Annotated in this window: 14 protein-coding genes and 1 tRNA gene; 4 read left to right on the forward strand and 11 right to left on the reverse strand. The window is 47.6% G+C overall.

All coding sequences use genetic code 11. The features are described 5' to 3' along the window. Positions 1–28 precede the first annotated feature (28 nt). The 7 genes from BUB19_RS18480 to BUB19_RS18510 form a co-directional block, all read right to left on the reverse strand. Positions 29–1144: a hypothetical protein gene (locus BUB19_RS18480; RefSeq protein WP_073096581.1), complete on the reverse strand. Its 1116-nt coding sequence runs from the start codon at positions 1142–1144 to the stop codon at positions 29–31. Positions 1145–1214: 70 nt separating this feature from the next. Next, a complete protein-coding gene (locus BUB19_RS18485) occupies positions 1215–3002 on the reverse strand; it encodes a hypothetical protein (protein WP_073096584.1) in 1788 nt (595 codons plus the stop codon). 175 nt (positions 3003–3177) lie between these two features. Beyond that, positions 3178–4548: a Gfo/Idh/MocA family protein gene (locus BUB19_RS18490; RefSeq protein ID WP_073096587.1), complete on the reverse strand. Its 1371-nt coding sequence runs from the start codon at positions 4546–4548 to the stop codon at positions 3178–3180. 65 nt (positions 4549–4613) lie between these two features. Further along, a complete protein-coding gene (locus BUB19_RS18495) occupies positions 4614–5471 on the reverse strand; it encodes a formylglycine-generating enzyme family protein (protein ID WP_245802902.1) in 858 nt (285 codons plus the stop codon). A gap of 1 nt (position 5472) precedes the next feature. Then, positions 5473–6162: a 3-keto-disaccharide hydrolase gene (locus BUB19_RS18500; protein ID WP_218588577.1), complete on the reverse strand. Its 690-nt coding sequence runs from the start codon at positions 6160–6162 to the stop codon at positions 5473–5475. A gap of 58 nt (positions 6163–6220) precedes the next feature. After that, positions 6221–9004, reverse strand: a complete 2784-nt coding sequence (locus BUB19_RS18505) for a PQQ-dependent sugar dehydrogenase (RefSeq protein WP_178371533.1) — start codon at positions 9002–9004, stop codon at positions 6221–6223. A 167-nt stretch (positions 9005–9171) separates the two neighbouring features. After that, positions 9172–9741: a uracil-DNA glycosylase family protein gene (locus BUB19_RS18510; protein ID WP_073096595.1), complete on the reverse strand. Its 570-nt coding sequence runs from the start codon at positions 9739–9741 to the stop codon at positions 9172–9174. A 135-nt stretch (positions 9742–9876) separates the two neighbouring features. Between BUB19_RS18510 and BUB19_RS18515 the strand changes: the two genes are divergently transcribed. Further along, on the forward strand, positions 9877–11067 hold the full coding sequence (locus tag BUB19_RS18515) for a hypothetical protein (protein ID WP_143156096.1): 1191 nt from the start codon (positions 9877–9879) through the stop codon (positions 11065–11067). Positions 11068–11139: 72 nt separating this feature from the next. On the opposite strand, the gene BUB19_RS18520 is transcribed toward BUB19_RS18515, so the two are convergent. Then, positions 11140–13893 carry a TonB-dependent receptor gene (locus BUB19_RS18520; RefSeq protein WP_073096601.1) on the reverse strand — a complete coding sequence of 918 codons (2754 nt, stop codon included), beginning with the start codon at positions 13891–13893 and terminating at the stop codon, positions 11140–11142. 373 nt (positions 13894–14266) lie between these two features. Between BUB19_RS18520 and BUB19_RS18525 the strand changes: the two genes are divergently transcribed. After that, positions 14267–14339: transfer RNA gene (locus tag BUB19_RS18525), tRNA-Gln, on the forward strand. Between the two features lie 374 nt (positions 14340–14713). On the opposite strand, the gene BUB19_RS18530 is transcribed toward BUB19_RS18525, so the two are convergent. Further along, positions 14714–15757: a hypothetical protein gene (locus BUB19_RS18530; RefSeq protein WP_073096604.1), complete on the reverse strand. Its 1044-nt coding sequence runs from the start codon at positions 15755–15757 to the stop codon at positions 14714–14716. A gap of 377 nt (positions 15758–16134) precedes the next feature. Then, positions 16135–17796: a gamma-glutamyltransferase gene (gene ggt, locus BUB19_RS18535; RefSeq protein ID WP_073096607.1), complete on the reverse strand. Its 1662-nt coding sequence runs from the start codon at positions 17794–17796 to the stop codon at positions 16135–16137. Positions 17797–18197: 401 nt separating this feature from the next. Here ggt and BUB19_RS18540 point away from each other — a divergent pair, with 401 nt between their 5' ends. After that, positions 18198–18389, forward strand: coding sequence for a type II toxin-antitoxin system VapB family antitoxin (locus tag BUB19_RS18540; protein ID WP_073096609.1), 192 nt, complete (start codon positions 18198–18200; stop codon positions 18387–18389). Continuing rightward, positions 18361–18777: a PIN domain-containing protein gene (locus tag BUB19_RS18545; protein WP_218588578.1), complete on the forward strand. Its 417-nt coding sequence runs from the start codon at positions 18361–18363 to the stop codon at positions 18775–18777. The genes BUB19_RS18540 and BUB19_RS18545 overlap by 29 nt, the downstream gene beginning before the upstream one ends. 49 nt (positions 18778–18826) lie before the next feature. Here the strand turns inward: BUB19_RS18545 and BUB19_RS18550 are convergent, their stop codons facing one another. After that, positions 18827–20146 carry an amidohydrolase family protein gene (locus BUB19_RS18550; RefSeq protein WP_178371534.1) on the reverse strand — a complete coding sequence of 440 codons (1320 nt, stop codon included), beginning with the start codon at positions 20144–20146 and terminating at the stop codon, positions 18827–18829. Between the last annotated feature and the right edge of the window lie 127 nt (positions 20147–20273).

The raw sequence follows: 20273 nt of genomic DNA on the forward strand, positions 1-20273 counted from the left end.
TTAGCTGCCGTTTGCCGAAACAGGGTCTTCATCCTGCCACCGTTTTGGAAGTACCAGGAAGAGCTGCTGCTTTGCCGGACTTGCCTCCGGTTACCCTTACTAGCAACACAGTAGCCATCATCATAAACATCAGAAGGATTGTCCATCCGTTTAAAATACCAAATAATTTTCTCCAATAGGTATCTTCCTGCCAGGCTGCAATCATTCTTCCTGCCAGGCTAAGCTGAAACAGGGACCAACCCAGCCACAGGACAGGGTGAAAAATATTGGCATGGACTTTAAACACAGCCGGGATAATGATCGGGGCGTGTGCCCATATCATGGAAAAGGTAAAACCAAGAAAGAAGGTGTGCAGGTACAGGTCGTAATAATAGGGATGGTTTTCCATCCAAGCCAGGATCAAGCCGTGTAACGCCAGCCATAAGTAGCCGGTCAGCAATCCAATACCAGTATAACGAAATTGTCCTGGTTTTCCTGCAGCCTTTCTGGCCATATCGAAGCGCAGCAGCCAAAAAGCCAGCAATACAGACGCAAAACCCAGCGTACTGTTCCCCCATTGATGAAAAGGAAGCAACAATCCCAGACCAAATAATACCATTCCGGCAATAAAGATCCCTTTCGCCCATTCAGGGGTAGGCAAAAACCTGTTCAGTTCCACCCTTTCTCCCAAAATGGTGAATAGCAGGAAGGCCATCCACCATCCTGTGGCCATCGGTACAAAGCCACTGTATATCCATGCGAAATTACCCAACATCCAAGCCGCAGCGCCCAAAGCGATGATGTAGGTGTGGATTTCTGATAGGCGCAATGTCTGGATATACATGAGAACAACCAGACAGGTGCTGGCGGCAAGCAACAAAGCGGATCCGGCCATGGGCCAGCCTCCAAGCAATAAAGGCAGGGATAAAACAGCCAATAGAGGTACTAGCAGCCAGGCCCTGTGCTTCATCACCATGGCCCTTTCCAGAGAAATCAATGCACCCAGAAACCCGCCCACCATCAGTAATCCATGGTGCGCAGCCGCTTCAGGTATTGGGAATGCCAGATACCCCAGTCGAATCCAACCTCCCACGATTCCCATGATCAGGCAGCCCAGGATCACTGGCAGCAGCCAGGCCGGATGGATCAATTTTATGCTTTTCATTTACAAGCTACTTTACCTTCTCAATGCTTCCTGTGCATACTATATACAGGTGTTTAGGAAAAACGGTTTCTTATGGTACCAGGCCCGGAGTCAGCTCTCCCAGCTCGGTTTTCAGGTTTTCCAATTGGAATTTAAATTTTTCCATATTGGAAGACGCGTCTACAGCAAAAACTTTGACCAATTCCTGGTAATATTGGATTCCTTCTGAGAGATTTTTCCGGAATTTATCCAGGTATGCCTCATGTTTGCTGTTGTTTCCGGCAAATGACTTACTTACCTCTGTTTTTAGATATTGCATGTACAATTGCAATTCTTTGATAAACAGGTGTGGCCTTTCGGCATCCAGACTAAGACTGGCCTTTCCATAGATATGGTCCACCATTTCCTTCAAGCTGAAGGTCCCCTTAAAATACGCCAGGTTTGGCCCGGGACAAATGGTCACTGCCTTCAGGTTTCTTCTCGGCACTTCGCCTCCACTCAATATAGCAGGCGCACTCAATCCCTCACAAAGGCAATCTTTTTCGAGTACCGCATTGATCTCTTCATCGCTGATTTCCCCTGCGGAATGTTGCTTGACTTTTAGATCCTGGTATTGTCTCGAGGCTGTGCAAATGGGCTTTTCAGTGAAATCCTTATTGGATGAAAGAAACTTTTTGTAGCATGGACTGCCAGGACGCCCTTTTTCGATGCGTGCTTTTCGCTGTTCTTCCGCACTGCTATTCCTGAGGTTATTGAAGGGTATACCCAGCGGCGAAGCGTGACTCAGGTAAAAATCAGATTTTTTTGCTTTCAAAAGCCTTTGAAGTGTGTCTTCATCCACACTGCTGGCTTCAGGAACCATTAGGAAGGGACTCCCCCATCCGGTTCCATCCAGTTGATAATAATCCATCAGGAAGCTGTTTTCGCAAGCATTCCCGATACCTCCCTGATAGGTAACCCTGGGATGAATGCCCTGGGGTAACAAATGTGTACCCTTTCTTTCGAGGGCCTCCTGGCAGATGAGAAAAAGTTCCTCCGATAGTTCCTTCCTGTTTTCCTTAAAAGTATCGAGTATCGGTCCTGCCAGCAGTCCATCTGTGGCAAAGGCATGTCCACCGCAATTCAGGCCGGACTCAACGCGGAACTCAGATACCCAAATGCCCTTTTTGGCCAAAAACTTCCCTTGAATCAATGCGGAACGAAAATCAGAGACCTTCAATATTACGGGTTTTCTGATGTGCCCATTGCTGTCGGGAAAAAAAGCATCAAACTCCTCCATATAACTATAGAGCGCGGGATTCATTCCGGCGGAAAATACCACCCCGCCCTCAAGCTTGCTTTTGGCAAATCCTCTCAGCGCAGAAAGCGCATCTGAAAAGGTTCTTCCCAGGGCTTCCCCTGTCTTGGCGTAGTTGATCTTATCCACCTTGGTCATGATATTTACATCGGTCCGTCCCGGCACCAGAAAGGTTCTGAGCTTTTCCTGAAGATCAAGCTTTTCAAATCCGGGAGCATTCTTCATCTTCAGATACAGCCTGGCAGCAGGATGCGTTGCAGGGAGCAGGTCAAAATATTTATTGATTTCTTTATCCAGGCCAAAATCCTGCCCATTGAGTGTCCTCATCTGCCGTTGAATGAGAAAATGCAACAAATTAAGATAGGCTTCAATGCGCTTTGCCCGACTATCGTCTTCACCTTCATGGATGGGGATGTACGGGATGGTAAGCTCGCGGCTGTAGCGGCGCCTCATGTCTTCCAGCAACTGGTCATCCATGATCGAGACCACTGAGGAAATACCAAACCGGGCAACTTTGATCGGCGAATCTACGGTAAAACCCAGGCCCATTACCGGAATATGAAAATGATGAACAGATGGCATAAGCAAATTTTAAAAGATAATGATGCTGACTATAATTGTCTCACAAAGTTATCCTCCATGCAGAGCGAAAATGCTAAGTACCATCAGGGCATTAAATGACTTTTGTCATGTTAATGACCCCTTGTCAGTATGAAAAAAGGCATCAAAAATTAATGGTAAAGCATGGGGTAGGCAATCAAACCTTATATTTCCTGAATAAGGTTCCCCAGGGTTCCCGCATCTCTCTGGAAAGCAGTTGATTGGCGGCAAAATTCCCTGTAAAGCGTTCACTTGCAGGATCCCAATCCAGATCTTGCTGCAGCATCATGGCGATATTACCCAGATGAGCAAGGGTAATGGAGCGATGGCCTACCTCTGCCGGAGCGATGGTCTCCTTTCCGGATTGGATACAATCGATGAAATTGCTGTAGTGGTTTTCGCTCACATACAAAACGGATTCGTTTGGCCCAATTGCTGTATCAGCGAGTTTTTCCGGATTGATCTTATGTTCGCCCCGGATAGCCCATGCGCTACCTTCCGTTCCTTCAAAAGTAACTCCAAAGTCCTTGTCACTCTGGACGATCAGTTTCACTCCATTTTCATAAATGCATTCAAAATAAAACCTGACTGCCGTATTCCATACCGGATGGTCGGACCAGACTGCCTGGGCATTTTGGATTTTTACCGGCCCGGTGTGGTCGGTACCCATCCCCCATTGGGCAATATCGGGATGGTGACCACCCCAGTCGGTCACATTGCCGCCGGAATAGTCCATGATCCATCGGTAATTCACATGGGTTCTGCAGGGGCTGTAGGGCGCTTCTGGTGCCGGCCCCAGCCACATGTCGTAATCAAAATCTTTCGGCACAGGGATGGTCTCCGTCAGGTGCCCGGTCTTTCCAAAATCCGGTGTGCCTCCCGGTAACCCGCAAGTGACCGTATGAAGTGTCCCCAACCGGCCGTTTCTGGCCAGCTCGCATACCCTCCTGAAATGATGACTGGAACGTTGCTGGCTGCCTGTCTGAAAGCGAACACCATATTTACGAACCGCATCGCTCATGGCCCGCCCTTCCTCCACTGTCAGAGAGAGGGGTTTCTGACAATAAATGTGCTTGCCGGCAGCGGCAGCCATCATCACGGGGATGGCATGCCAATGATCAGGCGTGACCACCTCCACTGCATCTATGTCCTTTCTTTCCAAAACATCTCTGAAATCGGTGTAGCCTTCGGCTGAGCGGTAATTCTTACCGTGCTTTTCCGAATAAAAATCATCGACCAGCTTCCGGATATACTCCCGCCCGGCTATTTTTCCATTCCAATACCCCGGACCGATTTTATTTACATCACAAATAGCTGTCACCTGTACCCGGTCGTCCGGCAAAAAACCCCGCACATCATTACCCGCCTGATTTCCTGCACCGATAAAGGCCAGGGTAATGCGGTCGGAAGGGGCAGTGAATCCGTTTTTTCCCAGGGCAGAGCCCGGTATAAGGGTCGGTGCCACCAGCATTGATGAAGCGGCCAAACCTGCTTTTTTCAAAAATGAACGCCTGTTTTTTCTTTCCATGCCTCAAAATACATTTTTTTATTTCAACAGGCAAAAAATATTATTCGGTGAAAAAGAGATCTTCATCAGATCGGTTCCATCACCAGTCTAAAGCCAACGTCAAATCCGTTACCGGGACCGCCACCGTGAAAATACCAGGTAGCATTGACCACATCTGAGGTAAAGCTTCCTCCCTTAAGCACATGCACCAGACCACGTTTAGGTGGTCTGGAATCAGGTAAGGTTTTTCCGTTGTGAAAATCTGCTACCCACTCCCATACATTCCCAAGCATGTCATAAAGCCCCCAGGCATTGGGCTTCATCTCTCCGACTGCCCGGGTGCTGCCCTGATCGCTATCCTGAATCCAGGCCTGAAGCCTCGTCTCCTGCCAGGACAAGGGTGACTCTGCTCCTGCCCTGGCGGCATATTCCCACTCAAACTCCGTCGGCAGCCGATAAGTCGCGGTCCCGTCCAGCTTGTTTAACCGGGAAATGAAAACCTGTACATCCTCCCAGGTAACATTTTCTACAGGATAATTGCCAGTGTCTTCTCCGATGTTTTCGCGCTGAAAAAAAGCCGGATTTACGCCCATCACCTGCTGCCATTGAGATTGCGTCACTTCAAATTTCCCGATGTAAAAATCACGGTCGATGGCCACCCGGAATCCAGGTCTGGAATCTCTGGCGGCGAGGGTTTGACAGCGCTGGTAATCCTCCTCCGTCCAGCGTTCTTCCACCGGGACTCTCCTGTCGTCGGGAGGTTCGGGACATTGCAATACCAGCCTGCCTGCAATCATGCTTCCGGCAGGAATTTTCTCAAACTGCATCCCTATCACATTGGTTTTGGTCTTTGGTAAGGGCTTGTCCGAAACTTGCCAGGTATGCGCCTTTGATGCTGGCGATGATATTGCCATTGATAACATGATCCAAATTACCCCTTTCATACTAAAGTTCTTTGATGTACACATTCCGGTATCTGTGGGCAGCATCCGGCCGCCAGGAATAGCCACAACAGCTGCCTCCGGGAATGGGCACAAGCGTGGAACTCCAGTGAAGCTGCAAACCAACAAAACCTGTGGTGCTTCCCGCGTGCAGGTCGTTTTGTTCCATCTGAACCTGCCAAATCGGCTTCCCGTTTATCCACAGGCTGATTTCAGGCACTTCCCCGCTCACACGCATACGAAATAGATTCCAGTCTCCCTTTTTCCAAATCCCGGACAGGTCTGGTGCCGGGACCGTCTTTTCCACACGTAACATTTCGCCAAAAAGGGCTGCGGTGCCTTTGCCTCCATCCCCTGCCAATTCCAACTGGTAGGCCGAACCACTTTCGGTGGACCGGAAAAGCAGTCCCCCATTGGTGCCGGGATCTGCTTTGAATTCAAAATGCAATTCAAAATCCTCGTATTTTTCATTGGTCAATAAAATACCCCCTTGCCCAAAAGGACTCTGTTTTAATACGATAGTCCCATCCTCTGTAAAAAAATTTCCGGACACACCGTGGTGAGTAGTAAGGCTTTTGTGCCAGCCCTCAAGCGATGATCCGATTACCAGTGAGGAAAATCCCCCGGGAATATTCCCAGATGTTTGGTTCAGTTTACATCCGCAAACAAAGAAAATCAGCAAACAAAAAATCACCAGCCTGCATGGACTCGGATTGCTGCGCCTGTATTGGAAAGGTCTTATCGGCATGGCATTATTCAGGGATAAATTCTATTCCGGTCATGATCATCAGTGCGTCACTTTCGCGGGCGTCTTCATTGGAGATTACGATGTATATATCGTGAACGCCTTCCACATCGGAAAGGTCTACCGAAACTGGCTTTCCTGCCGCCTCTCCAAAGAAAGGTCCCTTATCGTCTTCATCTGCGGGTGGGATAATTTTAAATGGAGTCCCCATCAATTTGCCATCCGGAGATCCCAGGCGCAGGGCTACCGTGCCTCCTATGTAATGGGACCAATACCAGAAGCGGGTGACAGCCCCAATATTTACTGAAGCCACCCCTGTCAGGTCAATTGCTTCGAATCCAAGAAATCCGCCCTTACCTGTGATCATAAAACCCGGATCATCAGTGGATGGCGTATAGGAAATGCCGGCTTCAGATAAGCTATCAGCAGTTTCGGGTGCCAAAATGGGATAGCGCAACAAATGGAATTCGCTACCCCTAAGGCGCAGGTCCTCACTCTCAGGAACACCCTGGTCCTCATAAGACGCGCGAAACACATAGGATCCGGGTTCGGAATCGAATGTAAAAAATTTGCCCAGCCTGCTCACCGGACCGGTTAGCTCACGGGGAGTTAAGACAAATTCACCCTTAAGCGGCAGCTCCTGATTTACGCCTTTATCCTGGCCCTGGCTGAGGATATAATCAATGATCTGATTGGTTTCTGCTGCGCCCAACATGGGATGCGGGGGCATTACAGATTCGCCCCATTTTCCCGAAACGCCTCGGACAATGCTGCTAAACAGCGTGTCTTCTGCATGTCGTCGCCCGGCATATTTTCGAGATACCTCCCGGTAGGAGGGTCCTACCAGTTTGCTGTCGATCTGGTGGCAGGTCATGCAGTTGTATTGCTGCAGCAACGCGATCGCCTTCAGGTGCCGGATGGAGGTTCCGCCACGGGTTAGGCCTCTCTCTTCCATGCGATTCAACTCTTCCTTCTGAATGCCTGAAGGTATATACTCTGCGGTAAAGGAAATCTCATTTTCAGGCAAGGTACCTTCTGCGGTGCTTCCATCTTCCTGATCCTCGACTTTTACTTCATACGCTATGCGCTGGTTGGGAAAAAAGAAAGACTTGTTGCCCTGTCTGATGTTGATGCTTACTTCCGGCCTGTGGTTTCCTGCCAGGATCTCAAAGGAGGTCTGGTCCATTTCTCCCCCGGAGTCACGCACTGTAAGACTGACCTCGTACCGCCCGGCACGCTCGAGGGTTATTTCAGGCTGAGCCTCATCGGAATTGATCGTTTCTCCTCCTCCAAGGGGCTGGATGACCCAGTGATAGCTTAGCTCGTCCCCATCATGATCTACCGATCCGGCGGATGACAAGCGGACCTTCAGCGGCATTCCACCTGCAGTTCGGCTTGCAGAAGCATGGGCAATCGGCTTTCTGTTTCCGGCATTGTATTTTATTCTGGACAGCCTACCCTGGCCTGCGCGGCCATATTCTACCAGGTATAAAGCACCGTCCGGTCCGAAATCCATGTCTAGTGGTTGCTTGTGCTGCAGCCTGTTTGCAGGCATAAGCGGCCAGATGTCCGTTACTTTGCGGCGGTCCTCGTCCATCTCCAGGACCATGATCCAGTTACGCACATAGTCAGTAACCAGCCACTTTCCTTCGAAAAAGGCAGGAAAGCGACCCGGAGTGCCCTCCCGGAAATCCGACTGCCGGAATACCGGTCCACCCACGGCAGATCTTGCTGCACTCCTTAATATGGGCCATTCCTCAGACACCCGGTAGGGATAGGCAAGCAAGGCCGGCCGGGCTGGCGGGAGGGAGTCCAGACCTGTATTGTTGGGAGAAGTATTGACGGGTATTTGCGGGTTATAGGCATCACCAAAAGCTTTGGTGGCATAATCATAACGGTTGTAGGGACGGTTTTTTCCAATAAAAAATGGCCAGCCAAAGTTACCTGCTTCCCTGGCCACATTGAATTCGTCATATCCCATGGGACCAAACTCATCGGAATCCTCTCCGGCATCAGGGCCTACCTCCCCCCAGTGGAGAAATCCCGTCTGAGAATCTATAGATAAACGCCATGGGTTGCGGTTACCCATAACGTATATTTCAGGACGGGCTTTGGGATGATCTTTCGGAAATAGGTTTCCGGCAGGGATGGTATAGCTGCCGTCTGGCTGGGGACTGATCCGGAGAATACTCCCCCGTAAATCATTGGAATTGCCGGCAGTCCTGCCTGAATCCTGCCCTCTGCCACCCTCGTTGGAAAAGGGCAGCGGGGCATAAGCTGTGGGCGCCGAGTCCCCGCCGACGGACAGCAGGAGATTACCATCCAGGTCCCAGCACATCCCTCCGCCAAAGTGCTCGCCATCGGGCTGCTCCCAGGGAACTTGCAACAGGATTACTTCCGTATCAGACAGCATCTGTCCTGATCCATCCAGGGTAAAACGGCTTAACCGCATGTACTCTCCCTTATCTTCCAATGCCGAGTAATAGAGAAATAATTGCCGGTTTTCTTGAAAATCCCTATTCAGCAGGATCCCGATAAGACCCGGGGCTTTTTCCGTTGCCAGGGCAACCTTTCCCAAGAGGCTTACATTCCCACCGCCTGGCGCTATCATTTTGACCGCTCCCGTCCGCTCGATAAAATAAACATTCCCCTGCACATCAAATTCCAGCTGCAACGGCTCATCCAGCCCATCTGCAATTGTTTCGTAGGTGAACCTTGTGGGGTCAGGTGCTTCCCCGCTGCCTACATCATTGATAGGCTGCTCCGAACAGGCCTGCAAAACCAACACCATTATAAAGATGCCAAAGGTGCATTTAGAACAGTTTATTGGGAGTTTCTGTAGATGTGCAGGGTGCATTGGCTAATGGGATCTAAGAATATTACTGTATTAAAGTTAGCTAATTTGAACTTTAAGGGCTAAGAAAAATACGGAAATCAGCCCGGTCAGATTACTGTCTTTCAAATAATCATGGCCAGTCTATGTTTCAATTCCGGGACCACCTGCTCTTCAAACCAGGGGTTTTTCCTTTGCCAGCGGATATTTCGGGGGGAGGGATGTACCAGCGGAAAAAATCCCGGCAGGTAATCGGTAAAATGGCGTACTGTTTCGGTAAGATTTTTCTTTGCTTCCTTTCCCAGGTAATACCGCTGGGCATACTGGCCAATCAACAGGGTCAATTGAACATCAGGCATCTGCTCCAGGATGGCTCCGTGCCAGGTGGGCGCACATTCCGGTCTGGGAGGCAGGTCTCCGCCTTGGCCTTTGCCCGGGTAGCAAAAGCCCATGGGCACGATTCCAAAAACCTCAGGATCGTAAAAAAGTTCGGCATCCACACCCATCCAGCGCCTTAGTTCCCGCCCACTGGCATCATTCCATGGGATTCCGGTGGCATGCACTTTGGTGCCCGGAGCCTGTCCGACTACCAGTACTTTGCTCTTCCTGCTTGCCGCCAGTACCGGTCTGGGACCCAAGGGGAGATGCGCCTCGCAAAGCCTGCAATCCCTTATGGTATCCAATAGCTGTTTCATGTTAACGCAAATGTAAAGATATCTGACTAAGCAATAACCATACTGTTTTTATTCAGCAAGACAAAAAATCAATAGTACATCAAGGGCAATTTGCGATTTACCAATTAAACCATTAGGTTAGTCAAAAATTTAGTTATGAAACTCCTCCCCTTACCTTGCGTTCTATTTACATTTTCGATTTTCCTTCTTGCTTTGTCCTGTCAGCAGCAGCAAAACAAACAGGAGGAGCAAACGGAGGGTACATCCCTTTCTCTGGTAATAACCGACAGCATTCGTATTGACTATCCCGGATTACTGGACCTGATGGATGTGGATCCATCCAGGGAGCGGGTGTTACTTTACGACAGGCAGAGAGGCATTATCCTGCTGACCGATTTTGACGGTAATCACTTGCTAAGCCTGGACAAACAAGGGGATGAAAAGGGCAGCTATGGTCTGTATTTGTGGAGTACCGCTAAAATAAAGGAGGACGATCGTATTTTCCTGATTTCACAGAAAGGTTTTTTCGAATTTGATGCCCGGGGCGAGTTGGCCTACCATATGGCTTTCCAGGATGAGGTGCCCTTTTTTTCCGGTCGTGCTGCAGCAGATGCGGAATTGATCGAACATGAAGGGATTTTTTTCCAGAAAGGCCTTGTAGCCTGGGGTGAATACAACAAAACGCAAGACGAATATTATGACCAATTCCAACTTCTGGTAAAATTTGACCCTAAAAAGAGGACAGCAGAGCGCATCATCCATCTGGAAGCAGAAAGCCCATTCAGAAGCTCTGGAAAAGCATTTGAAATTCTGGATATGAGCCCGACGTTTACGGTTTTGGATGACAAACTGCTGGTTATTGCCGGGACTGATCCGCACCTGAATGTATATGATATTCATCCTCCCCACCAGCTCCTGGAGCGTAATCCCATCGCTTACCCGAATTACCGCATAGGACAGGGAACTGAAAGGGCTGAAGCCGACCCCAAATCCATTACTGTGGATCAATCTGCTGGCAGGACGCATACCCTTAAAGCGTTTGGGGACCATTTGCTGGCAACGGTCAGCCGGGGATTTGATGTAGCTGATAGAGAGAGGTATAAAGCAATCAGCAGCCGCGAAGAAAACAGCAGCTTCATGGAGAGCATTGCCGGAAAATATGAGCCAGCCCTGTTCCTGATGGATCATCATGGGGAAAACATCCAACAACTTCCCCTGCCGCAATCCCTGGATTACGTACAATTTTTGGTACGGGAAGGGGAGCTTTGGTGGCTATCCAGACTAAATGCTGATAAAGAAGAGGATTTTGTAAAAATCTATAAAGTAGAAATTACGGAAACAGAGTAAGCCCGTCGTGCATGCCCCAGCTATCCGGATGCTCATTCAATGGTATTGACCCGTACCTAAATGCTCCTCCGATTACAGTGCCATATCATAACCCCCAAATCTCCTCAGGTTATAGGTTATGGAGAGCATAAAAAACTGGCGCAAGACCTGGGTTCTTTCGTCTTCTATATACACATCGGTTACATTCCGGTCTATGCTCACGTTTTGGTTCAGCAGGTCGAATACCGTTAGCTTGATTTCAGTTTTATTGCTTGGGGGAATGCGGTATCCCAAATCCAGGTTTACGAGCATGATACTTCTGTCAAAGCCTTCGCCCAAACCGGAATACACCTGGTGATTCACGCTAGTTCCCATAAAAATCCCTCCGAGAAAATTCCAAAACAGGTCCGCACGGGTACGGTGCGTGTAATAGTTGTTGTCCAGGTCTTCCTGCAAACTGCTGCGGACTGTGTTGAAACCACCCCTGCTGGATAGGTTGAAATCAACCCGTTCATTGATATTGCTGCTCAGGTTGATCCCCTGACTAAAGGTAGTATTGGTATTGAAATTTTCCTGACCATTGATGATGCCCGGGCGGTTGCGTACGGTATAGGAGGAATTGATATTCAGGTTACTTTTCATGAATTTTAACGGGAATCCATAACTTCCATATAGTCTGAATACATAATAATTGTCCAGGTTCACCGGACGGGTATATTGACCGCCCTGATTCAGGAGCACATCATTCTGGATCAGTGTGTCTTTTGCGGCAACGAAGGTTTCGTTTCCGATGTAATTGTTCCGGATATTGCCGTAAAGAAAAAACATGAGCGAGCGGTTGGTTTCCGGATTGATCTTCCGGAACCGGGTAAACAGCCGGTGGCTGTACTCCTGCACCAGGTCCGGGTTGCCATTGGAAATCTGCAGGGGATTGGAATTGCTGATTACATCCTGCAACTGCCGGATGGAGGGAGCATCAGTATCCGTATTGTAATCCACCCGCATATTGCTAAACTCGCCCAAATCATAATTGACGACTAATCTTGGCAGTATGTTGGAAAAATTTCTTTTGGTGTTTTCGAATCCCGGAAACAAACGGTCGCTGTCGATAAGGGCCGACTCATAACTTACTGTACTGTAAAGGGATAATTTTTCAGAATTGTAACTGTATCCCAATCGCCCCCTATGGGTCATGTATTGGTTTTCGAAGCGATTGCTCAATGCGCTGTCCAGCCGGATCATGTCCGTCTCTGCATCCTGGACCTCTACCACCTGATCCGTATCAGAGGCATTGTTAGACAGGCGGTATCCGATCCTCAAACGGGACCGCTCACTGATCGGCTCGAAATAACTCACTCCGCTGCTGTAGTAAAAACTGGAGTAGATATTATCCCTGAACTGAATCAGGGAGTCGATGTTTCCTGTTTGATAGTTTTCGTTTACCGCTACCAGATCGGAATTGCTGTCGCTATCGTAGGTACTGGTATACACATAGGTAGACAATGCCCTGCCCTCTTTGGTAAAATTGTACCTGTAGTTCAGCGAATTCCTAAAGTTCAGCGACTGCCGCTCTGAGGTCGTTGTATTGATATTGCTGCTGATAGGAGTATTGGCGTCAAACAGGTTTCGGGCATCCCGGATATTGGTGGACTTTCTGTAGTCCAGCCCGATTCTCGGCCTGAGGATAAGCGCATGCCGCTCATTGATATTGTAATCAATCCGGGCACTCATACGGTGACTTTGGGTCCGGGTCTGGTTGTTTCGGTCCTCTTCGTAAATCTGCAAGCTGTCATTAGGCAGGATATATTCCCTTGACGAACTGCGGTTGAGTACATTGTCCCGGTCATTAAACAAGTAATTACCGGTCACCTTTAGTTTCTCATCCTGGTACTCATCGGAAAAATTGACACCTATCGCATTCGTGTTGGTGATACCGGGCAACTCACCCACAGCCAGCTCGTTTCCGCCCCTGCGGCTGTCATCCCCTTCTATATTGCCCAATTCATCTTCCCCAAAATTCTGCTGGTTGATATTATTGCTCAACCCGAGTATGGAAAGGCGCTGTGCTTCATTGAAGAAGTTCATGTTTCCGCCAGCGATATAGTTGTTGTCTGTACCATATCCACCATAAAATTTCCCAAAACGGCCGGCGCGCATACCGGGCTTGGTGATGATGTTGATGGTTTTGGTAGTCTCCCCATCATCAAAGCCCGTTAACCGGGCCTCATCACTCCTCTGGTCGAGAAACTCAATTTTGAGCACTACCTGTGCCGGAAGGTTTTTCAGGGCTGCGGCCGGGTTGTCTCCAAAAAAGGGCCTTCCGTCCACCAGGACTTCCATCACTTCCTCTCCCTGTACCTCAATCACCCCATTCTGAATCACCACCCCGGGCATTTTACGAACCAGTTCGTCTGCATCCGCCTGGGGCCGGGTTTTGAACGCATTGGCATTGAAAGCCACTGTATCGCCGCGTACTTCCCCGGTTAGGGCATCTGCAGAAAGTTCAAAAGCCTCCATTTCCTGCCCGTCACTCAAGATTTCAAAAGTACCCAAATCATTGCCCTGCGGTGCCTTTACCAGCTCCTGGTAGGTTTGATAACCTATAAATGACAGTTCAATGAGAAATTCATTCAGCCCCGGCTTTTTGATTTGAAACTTGCCGTCGAAATCGGTATAGGAAGAGCTCAATGTCTCCCCCTGGGCATCCTTCAGAAAAACATAGGCACCAAACAGGGGCTCCTTGGTTTGGCTGTCAACAACCGTACCGGTAAAATTTTGCTGGGCAAAAAGTGAAGCCGTGTTAAAAAAGACAAATAGAAAGGTGAAAAGCGGTAAATGAAATTTCATGGAACGGAATTGAGCTAAACGGTATAGATACTATCGGAATATTTTTTGGAAAAATGGCTACGAAATACTACCAAACCAAATTCAATTATGTCAGTGCTAAAATGATCCGTTTATATGGTCAATTATTACTTTGGCCGAAAGATTAGTTTTAAGAAAAATAAAAAGGAAAAAAACAAGTCTTTTTCTATGGAAGTACGGTCCTGGACCGGCCTGCACCAGTTCGGATATTTTCGCCTACACGCAGAATTTACATCTGAGCGTAAGGTCATTAAATTTGATCGGGAAAAATTCTTACAGGTGGGAGTTGCATTAAAAAAAAAGTCCTGCTACATTTGTGACACTAAAAAAGGGGGAGGTTCCTTTTTTTGCGTATTGGCCGATGGTGTAACTGGCAACACGTCTGATTTTGGTTCAGAAGAGTCCAGGTTCGAGCCCTGGTCGGCCAACTACAAACCGGCCCAATTTGAGAGCAATCTTGAGTTGGGCCGGTTTTTTTGTGTTGCCGCGGCCTGAGGCGCTTCATTAACCAGCGAATCGTTTTATCAGGGACATTTCTCAGGGATATGACGGTCTGAAGTTGACTCCTCTTCTGGAGAACATCAAATAGCGTACTGGTCTTCTTTTCCAGGGATATTTTCGCTGTGGGGTTAATCGAAAATGGCGGGATTAGAGGGATGGGGGTGGGACAGGCGCTATTGGCTGTTAGCTGTTGGCTTTTGGCTGGATGGAATAGATTGAAGGAGATTGAAAAAGATTGATTGCCCTTCGCTGTCGCTCAGGGGCAAGATTGAGGGGAGATAGAAAAAAGTAGATCGAGGAGTTATGGATGAGGGTTGTGTATTTTTTTGTATTCTGGACCGATTCCTTCTGGGTAGAGAAGGCCTTTGTGTCCGGGTGAGAGTAAGTGTTTGGGTTCAATATTGGCAAGAAATCGATGTTCCATCAGCCAAATTTTTAAAATTAGTTTATTGTCTACTTCAAATCTTGTGGCGATTTGGTAAAATAAAAAAGACCGTTCGAAGCGGTTCATTCCAGCTTCCACTGCGTCCAAATATTCATCCAGAGAATTATGGTACATATAGCTGAAAAGGTAATAACATGATCGCAGATAAGGACCAAATCCAGATTCTGTTATGACAACCCTTATCAAAAACTTTATCTCATCATAAGTCAGGTCGTTTGCAAATACAATATCGTAGAAATTCCAGTTTTTTGGATTGCCTATATTTTTTATATCATCTCTTTTAGATATCCATGGATACCCATTTTCGACAAAAAATGACTGCTTGTCGAACTCAGTCATTTTTTTACCCCACCCGGATTCATCATCAACCCAGAGTACTACTTTCCGGAAGTAGGCTTCAAATCCATCTTCTCCCCTACCTTCTGTATTTCTCTTACTAAATGTCCCGGGCTCCAAACTATACGAAAATTTAACCCTATCCCTAATATTAAAATGCTGTTCCAGAATTCGAAAAAAGTTTTGGTGGACGAAGTCGCGGTCCATTTTATTGATCTGCTCATTTAGCGCATTACCTTGTATTTTGTTTTGTGCTGTTAATTCCTGCATTTCCTTCATGTTTTCCCGTAGCTCCTGCTGCTGGTAGATCATTTGCCATTGCTGTCCGAGGAAGGCGATGTAGACGAACAGGACTCCGGAAAGGGAGGCTAAAAGCACTGTAAAACCATTAACAATGTCAGTGCCTTCATCGTCAAAAAATTCGTTTATTTCGGAGGGAAAAATAAGGTGTGAAATGTAAATACCTAAAGCTGCGACAGCTAGTACTATGCCGACAACAAAGAAGGTATCAATCTTCCACCTTAAACTATCAATCGATTTTTGTAATTCCTTGTCCAGATTCATAGGCTTTTTTTGGACAAGATAGGGAAAATTGTCTTTCTAGTATAATACCCCTAATGTAAAGTGATACAGGTAATATTTAACCTGGGCTACCTGGATGGGTATCCGGTGTTTGGCTTTTTTGTTGTATTTTCATTGGGGAGTATAAGGCGATAATACCAAAAAAATGGTGGTGATACTTATGCAAAAGATCTAGCAAACAATTACAAAGTAAGATTTTATCTTCATTTAACCCTTAACAATTACCTAAATACCCAATACAAGCCTAAATGCCATACAACTGGTCTGATTAACCCACTACGGTACCAGCCTCTTTAACCCTTAACACCAAGTTATGGCTTGTCCGGACTGCTCGTAAAAGGCAGGCATTGGACAAACCTCTAATACCCCGCAGCCTGTCCGTCCTTTCTGGATTCGGAAGCCCCATAATACACACCATCCTTGAGCATGATGGCCTGGTAGCCACCGAAAATACCCTTTCCCATTCGCAGGGTATGACCTTTATCCATTAGGTCCCGGATCACTTCGTAATCGAATCCTGACTCCAGGTAGGTACCGCCACTTTTTAAATTCTCATCCCGGTGATAAATCCGGGGGGCATCGCCTGCTTCCTGCAGGTTCATCTTAAAATCGATGATATTCATGATGATCTGCGCATGTCCCTGCGTTTGCATGTCCCCGCCCATCAGGCCGAAACTCATAAAGGGTTTACCGTCCTTCGTCACAAAAGCAGGAATAATCGTATGGAATGGCCGCTTGCCGGGTGCGTAGACGTTGATATGCCCTTCTTCTAAAATAAATCCGGCACCTCTGTTTTGAAGCACGAAACCCAATCCAGCCGGAACGACTCTGGAACCAAAGAGCGCCGAATTGCTTTGAATCAGGGAGACCATATTGCCATCCCCATCCGCAACTGTCAGGTAGATGGTGTGGTCTCCGGATGTTAACCCTTCCTCGAACGCTCCTGCCCTTTCAGGATCAATCAATTTTCTGCGTTCTGCTGCATATTCCTCCGATAATAACTGCTCCAGTGGAATCGTCCCGAAATTGGGATCTCCATAGTAGGTGCTCATGTCCGCATAGGCCAATTTCTTGGCTTCTAAAAAGGTATGGATATGGGCTGCACTGCCGTAACCCATGCTGGCCAGATCGAAGCCTTTGAGGATATTCAGCATCTGAAGCGCCGCCATCCCCTGCCCATTGGGCGGCATTTCCCAGATGTCGTATCCCCGGTAATTGATCGATACCGGATCAACCCACTCGGGCGCATTGTTTGCCAGATCTTCTGCGCTGAGGTAGCCTCCCTCCATTTGTACCTGATCGGCGATGGTTTGGGCAACTTCCCCGGCATAGAATCCATCCCTCCCCTGCTCCGCAATGATTTCCAGGGTATTGGCCAGGTCCGGATTTGAAAATAGCTCCCCGAGATGGGGAAGCCTGCCTTCACTGGTAAAGTAAGTGGCTTCAAATGATGGATTACCTGGCCCCAGATTGACGGTGGAAAAATTATCCGACACTTCGGAGGAAACCGGAATACCCTCCCTGGCATAATTGATGGCGGGCTGCAGCAAATCGCTGAATTCCAAGGCTCCAAATTTCTCATGCAGCGCAAACCAACCACCCACTGTACCGGGAGTTGTAACAGACAGCGGACCTTTAGTACGGCTCTTACCCGCTTCGATCTCGGCTTTGAATTGATCTACTGATAAGTTAGCCGGTGATTTTCCGCTGGCATTGAGTCCATATAATTCCTGCGTTTCCTCATCCCAGACAATGGCAAATAAATCGCCCCCGATACCATTATTCCCGGGATCGGCAAATCCTAAAAAAGCATTGGCTGCAATGGCTGCATCCACGGCAGTTCCTCCACGCTTAAGTATGTCAATGGCAATTTGGGTAGCCAGCGGATGATTGGTGGCCGCCATTCCATTTGTGGCGAGTACTTCAGAGCGGGTAGCAAAGGACTTGCCCGAAAGCCTGTCCTGGGCTTGCGACAGGGGGACTGATGTCAGTAGTAGCAGTATTGAAAAGATTGCTTTCATTTTGTCTGGTATTTTATGGTATTTGTAAAAGGTATGCGGCACAGGAGATTAAGCTAGGAAAAAAAACGCAAAAGATCATGGAAAAAGGCCTTAAAATGCTTCTTGCCAGATTGAGGGAGGCTGAGGGAGGAAGAGATTTAGAGACGGAGGGACGAAGTGACTGAGTGACTGAGTGACTAGAAGACTGGGGGACTTAGAGACTGAGAAATGGGAGTACTCCATGAATCACATTACCAATAGCCTGGTCGAAATCAAAAGGCATGCGAACCAGATTGTGAATCAATCTCCTCTTAAGTTTGCGTTCTAATTTTCGACTGTTATTTACTATGAATTTGAACTTTAATTTTCATAAATCATGTTTAAATTAGCATATATTTTTATGCCATTATACATCAATAATTATGAGAACTACATTGGAAATACCAGAAAAGCTAATAAAAGAAGCTATGGAGCTTACTGGTGCTAAAACGAAGAGCCAGTTGATAAAAGAGGCCTTGGAAGATCAAATAGCACGCATAAAAAGAAAGCGATTGATCAGCTACAAAGGGACAATTGATCTGGAAATTGACCTGGATAAGCTTAGAAAGCGATAGTTTGTCTGGGTACAGGGTTTTGGTGGATAGTTCGGTCTGGATTGATTATTTCAAGTCTGGAAATATTCCTATTCTCGATGGGATGATAACCGAAGACCTGGTATGTACAAACGAATTAATTTTGACGGAGTTATCGCCTTTTTTGGAACATAAAGGCAGATATGATATCCTGGAAAACCTCCTTGAATTAGAAATGATTCCCCTTTCCATTGATTGGCAACTCATCCAAAAATACCAACTTTTAAATCTTCAAAAAGGTGTTAATAAGGTCGGTATTCCTGATTTGATCATTCTGCAACAAGTAATACATCAAAGATTATCCCTTTTCAGTTTTGACAAGCATTTTAAATTAATGCAGAGTTACTTAAACTTTGAGCTGATAAAATAATGGAGAAAGCAGATGTTTACAAAATTAATTCAATCAATATAATTTCTCCTCACAACCCCTGTTCGACTACTTCCTCCCTATCCACCCATTCTCCGTTAAGCATTACTTTTTTGATGGCGTACATGGCTTTGATATCCACGGAGGGGTCACCTGCTACCAGGATCAGATCGGCCAGCTTCCCGGGTTCAATACTTCCCAGGCGGTCCTGGGTTCGGAAATAACGGGCGTTATGGATGGTGCTGCTGGAAATGGCCTCCAGGGGGCTCATACCGGCTTCCACAAATAATTCCATCTCTCGCTGGTAGGCCAAACCGCGTTGTGCGTATTTGCCGGAATTGTGGGAACCGGTAACAATGGTGACTCCGGCCTGATGTGCCATCCCTACAAAATCAAGCATGTTCTTAAAAGCTTTTGCCTGATACTCCACGTCGCCAGCTTGCCGTTCAAAGGTGGCCAGGGTAGGTGATAGTACTACCTTATTTTTTACGGCAAGGTCAAGTACCTCTTTCACCCGGTCAGCGGACAAATCTATCTTTGACCAAAGCAGGTACCGGCCATCCCTTCGGTAATTATTATCTGCCTGAACGCCTTCTCTGAATTCCCTGGCATCCTCAGGGTCGGCCAGTGCTGTGCCAAAAGAAGTTACGTGCTCCACCCCTCGCAAACCGGCAAGTATAGCATCATCCGCATCTACCAGTTCCAGATGCGCTACCACCGGAATATGGTAAAAATCGGCCGTCTGTAAGACTGTCTCATAGTACTTCAGCGGAAGCCTGAAATAGATCTTGATGCCGGATCCTCCTTGTTTTACATAGTCTCCGATCAGTGACCTGATGTGGCCCGGACTCCTTATCAGCGCGGCCTGATCCAGATAGACCCCCGGATACCCGTCCAGATGAGCTCCTGTCAGGTACACCCGTGGCATTTTTGCCTGCGCAAAATGCAGGGATTGGTAAAACCGAAAAGGGTGTCCGGGATCCCTGACAGTCGTCACCCCATTGGTAAGGATGGCATGTAAGGCCTTGTTGTTATTGACGTTGTGTAAATGCGAATCTATCAAACCCGGCAGCAGGCTCATTGCTGTGCCATCCGTTTTTTCCGCTCCCTCAGGAACGTTTACCTGATCTGCCGGTCCTGCTTCGAGTATCCGGTTTCCTTTTACCAGCACAGTAGCATTCTCCTGAGGCGGCCCTCCCAGCCCATCTATCAGGCGAACATTTACAATTGCCCTGACCTGATCATCTGAAGGCCCGTCTGGCGGGTTCACTTCCAGTAGCGAGGGACTTTGCGCAAAAACCAGGTTGGTCAGGCATAAAAACCCGAGACCCAGCAAAAAAATAATATTGTTCGATAATTTCACCGTTTTCATAGGTTTCAAATTCAATCCGTAACTGTTTCTTTTGGATCTTCTAAATGTATCCATCCTTTTCGAATAATACAAGAAGGGGAAGTGGCTTTGGATCCAGATGGAAAGATCGGTTCCAGTATTTATTCAT

Source organism: Cyclobacterium lianum, from assembly GCF_900143075.1.
In the GTDB taxonomy this organism is placed as follows: domain Bacteria; phylum Bacteroidota; class Bacteroidia; order Cytophagales; family Cyclobacteriaceae; genus Cyclobacterium; species Cyclobacterium lianum.

Coding starts and splice junctions, on each gene's coding strand:
- BUB19_RS18480 (WP_073096581.1), bottom strand. CDS start 1,144: ATGAAAAGCATAAAATTGATCCATCCGGCCTGGCTGCTGCCAGTGATC.
- BUB19_RS18485 (WP_073096584.1), bottom strand. CDS start 3,002: ATGCCATCTGTTCATCATTTTCATATTCCGGTAATGGGCCTGGGTTTT.
- BUB19_RS18490 (WP_073096587.1), bottom strand. CDS start 4,548: ATGGAAAGAAAAAACAGGCGTTCATTTTTGAAAAAAGCAGGTTTGGCC.
- BUB19_RS18495 (WP_245802902.1), bottom strand. CDS start 5,471: ATGAAAGGGGTAATTTGGATCATGTTATCAATGGCAATATCATCGCCA.
- BUB19_RS18505 (WP_178371533.1), bottom strand. CDS start 9,004: ATGGTGTTGGTTTTGCAGGCCTGTTCGGAGCAGCCTATCAATGATGTA.
- BUB19_RS18510 (WP_073096595.1), bottom strand. CDS start 9,741: ATGAAACAGCTATTGGATACCATAAGGGATTGCAGGCTTTGCGAGGCG.
- BUB19_RS18515 (WP_143156096.1), top strand. CDS start 9,877: ATGAAACTCCTCCCCTTACCTTGCGTTCTATTTACATTTTCGATTTTC.
- BUB19_RS18520 (WP_073096601.1), bottom strand. CDS start 13,893: ATGAAATTTCATTTACCGCTTTTCACCTTTCTATTTGTCTTTTTTAAC.
- BUB19_RS18530 (WP_073096604.1), bottom strand. CDS start 15,757: ATGAATCTGGACAAGGAATTACAAAAATCGATTGATAGTTTAAGGTGG.
- ggt (WP_073096607.1), bottom strand. CDS start 17,796: ATGAAAGCAATCTTTTCAATACTGCTACTACTGACATCAGTCCCCCTG.
- BUB19_RS18540 (WP_073096609.1), top strand. CDS start 18,198: ATGAGAACTACATTGGAAATACCAGAAAAGCTAATAAAAGAAGCTATG.
- BUB19_RS18550 (WP_178371534.1), bottom strand. CDS start 20,146: ATGAAAACGGTGAAATTATCGAACAATATTATTTTTTTGCTGGGTCTC.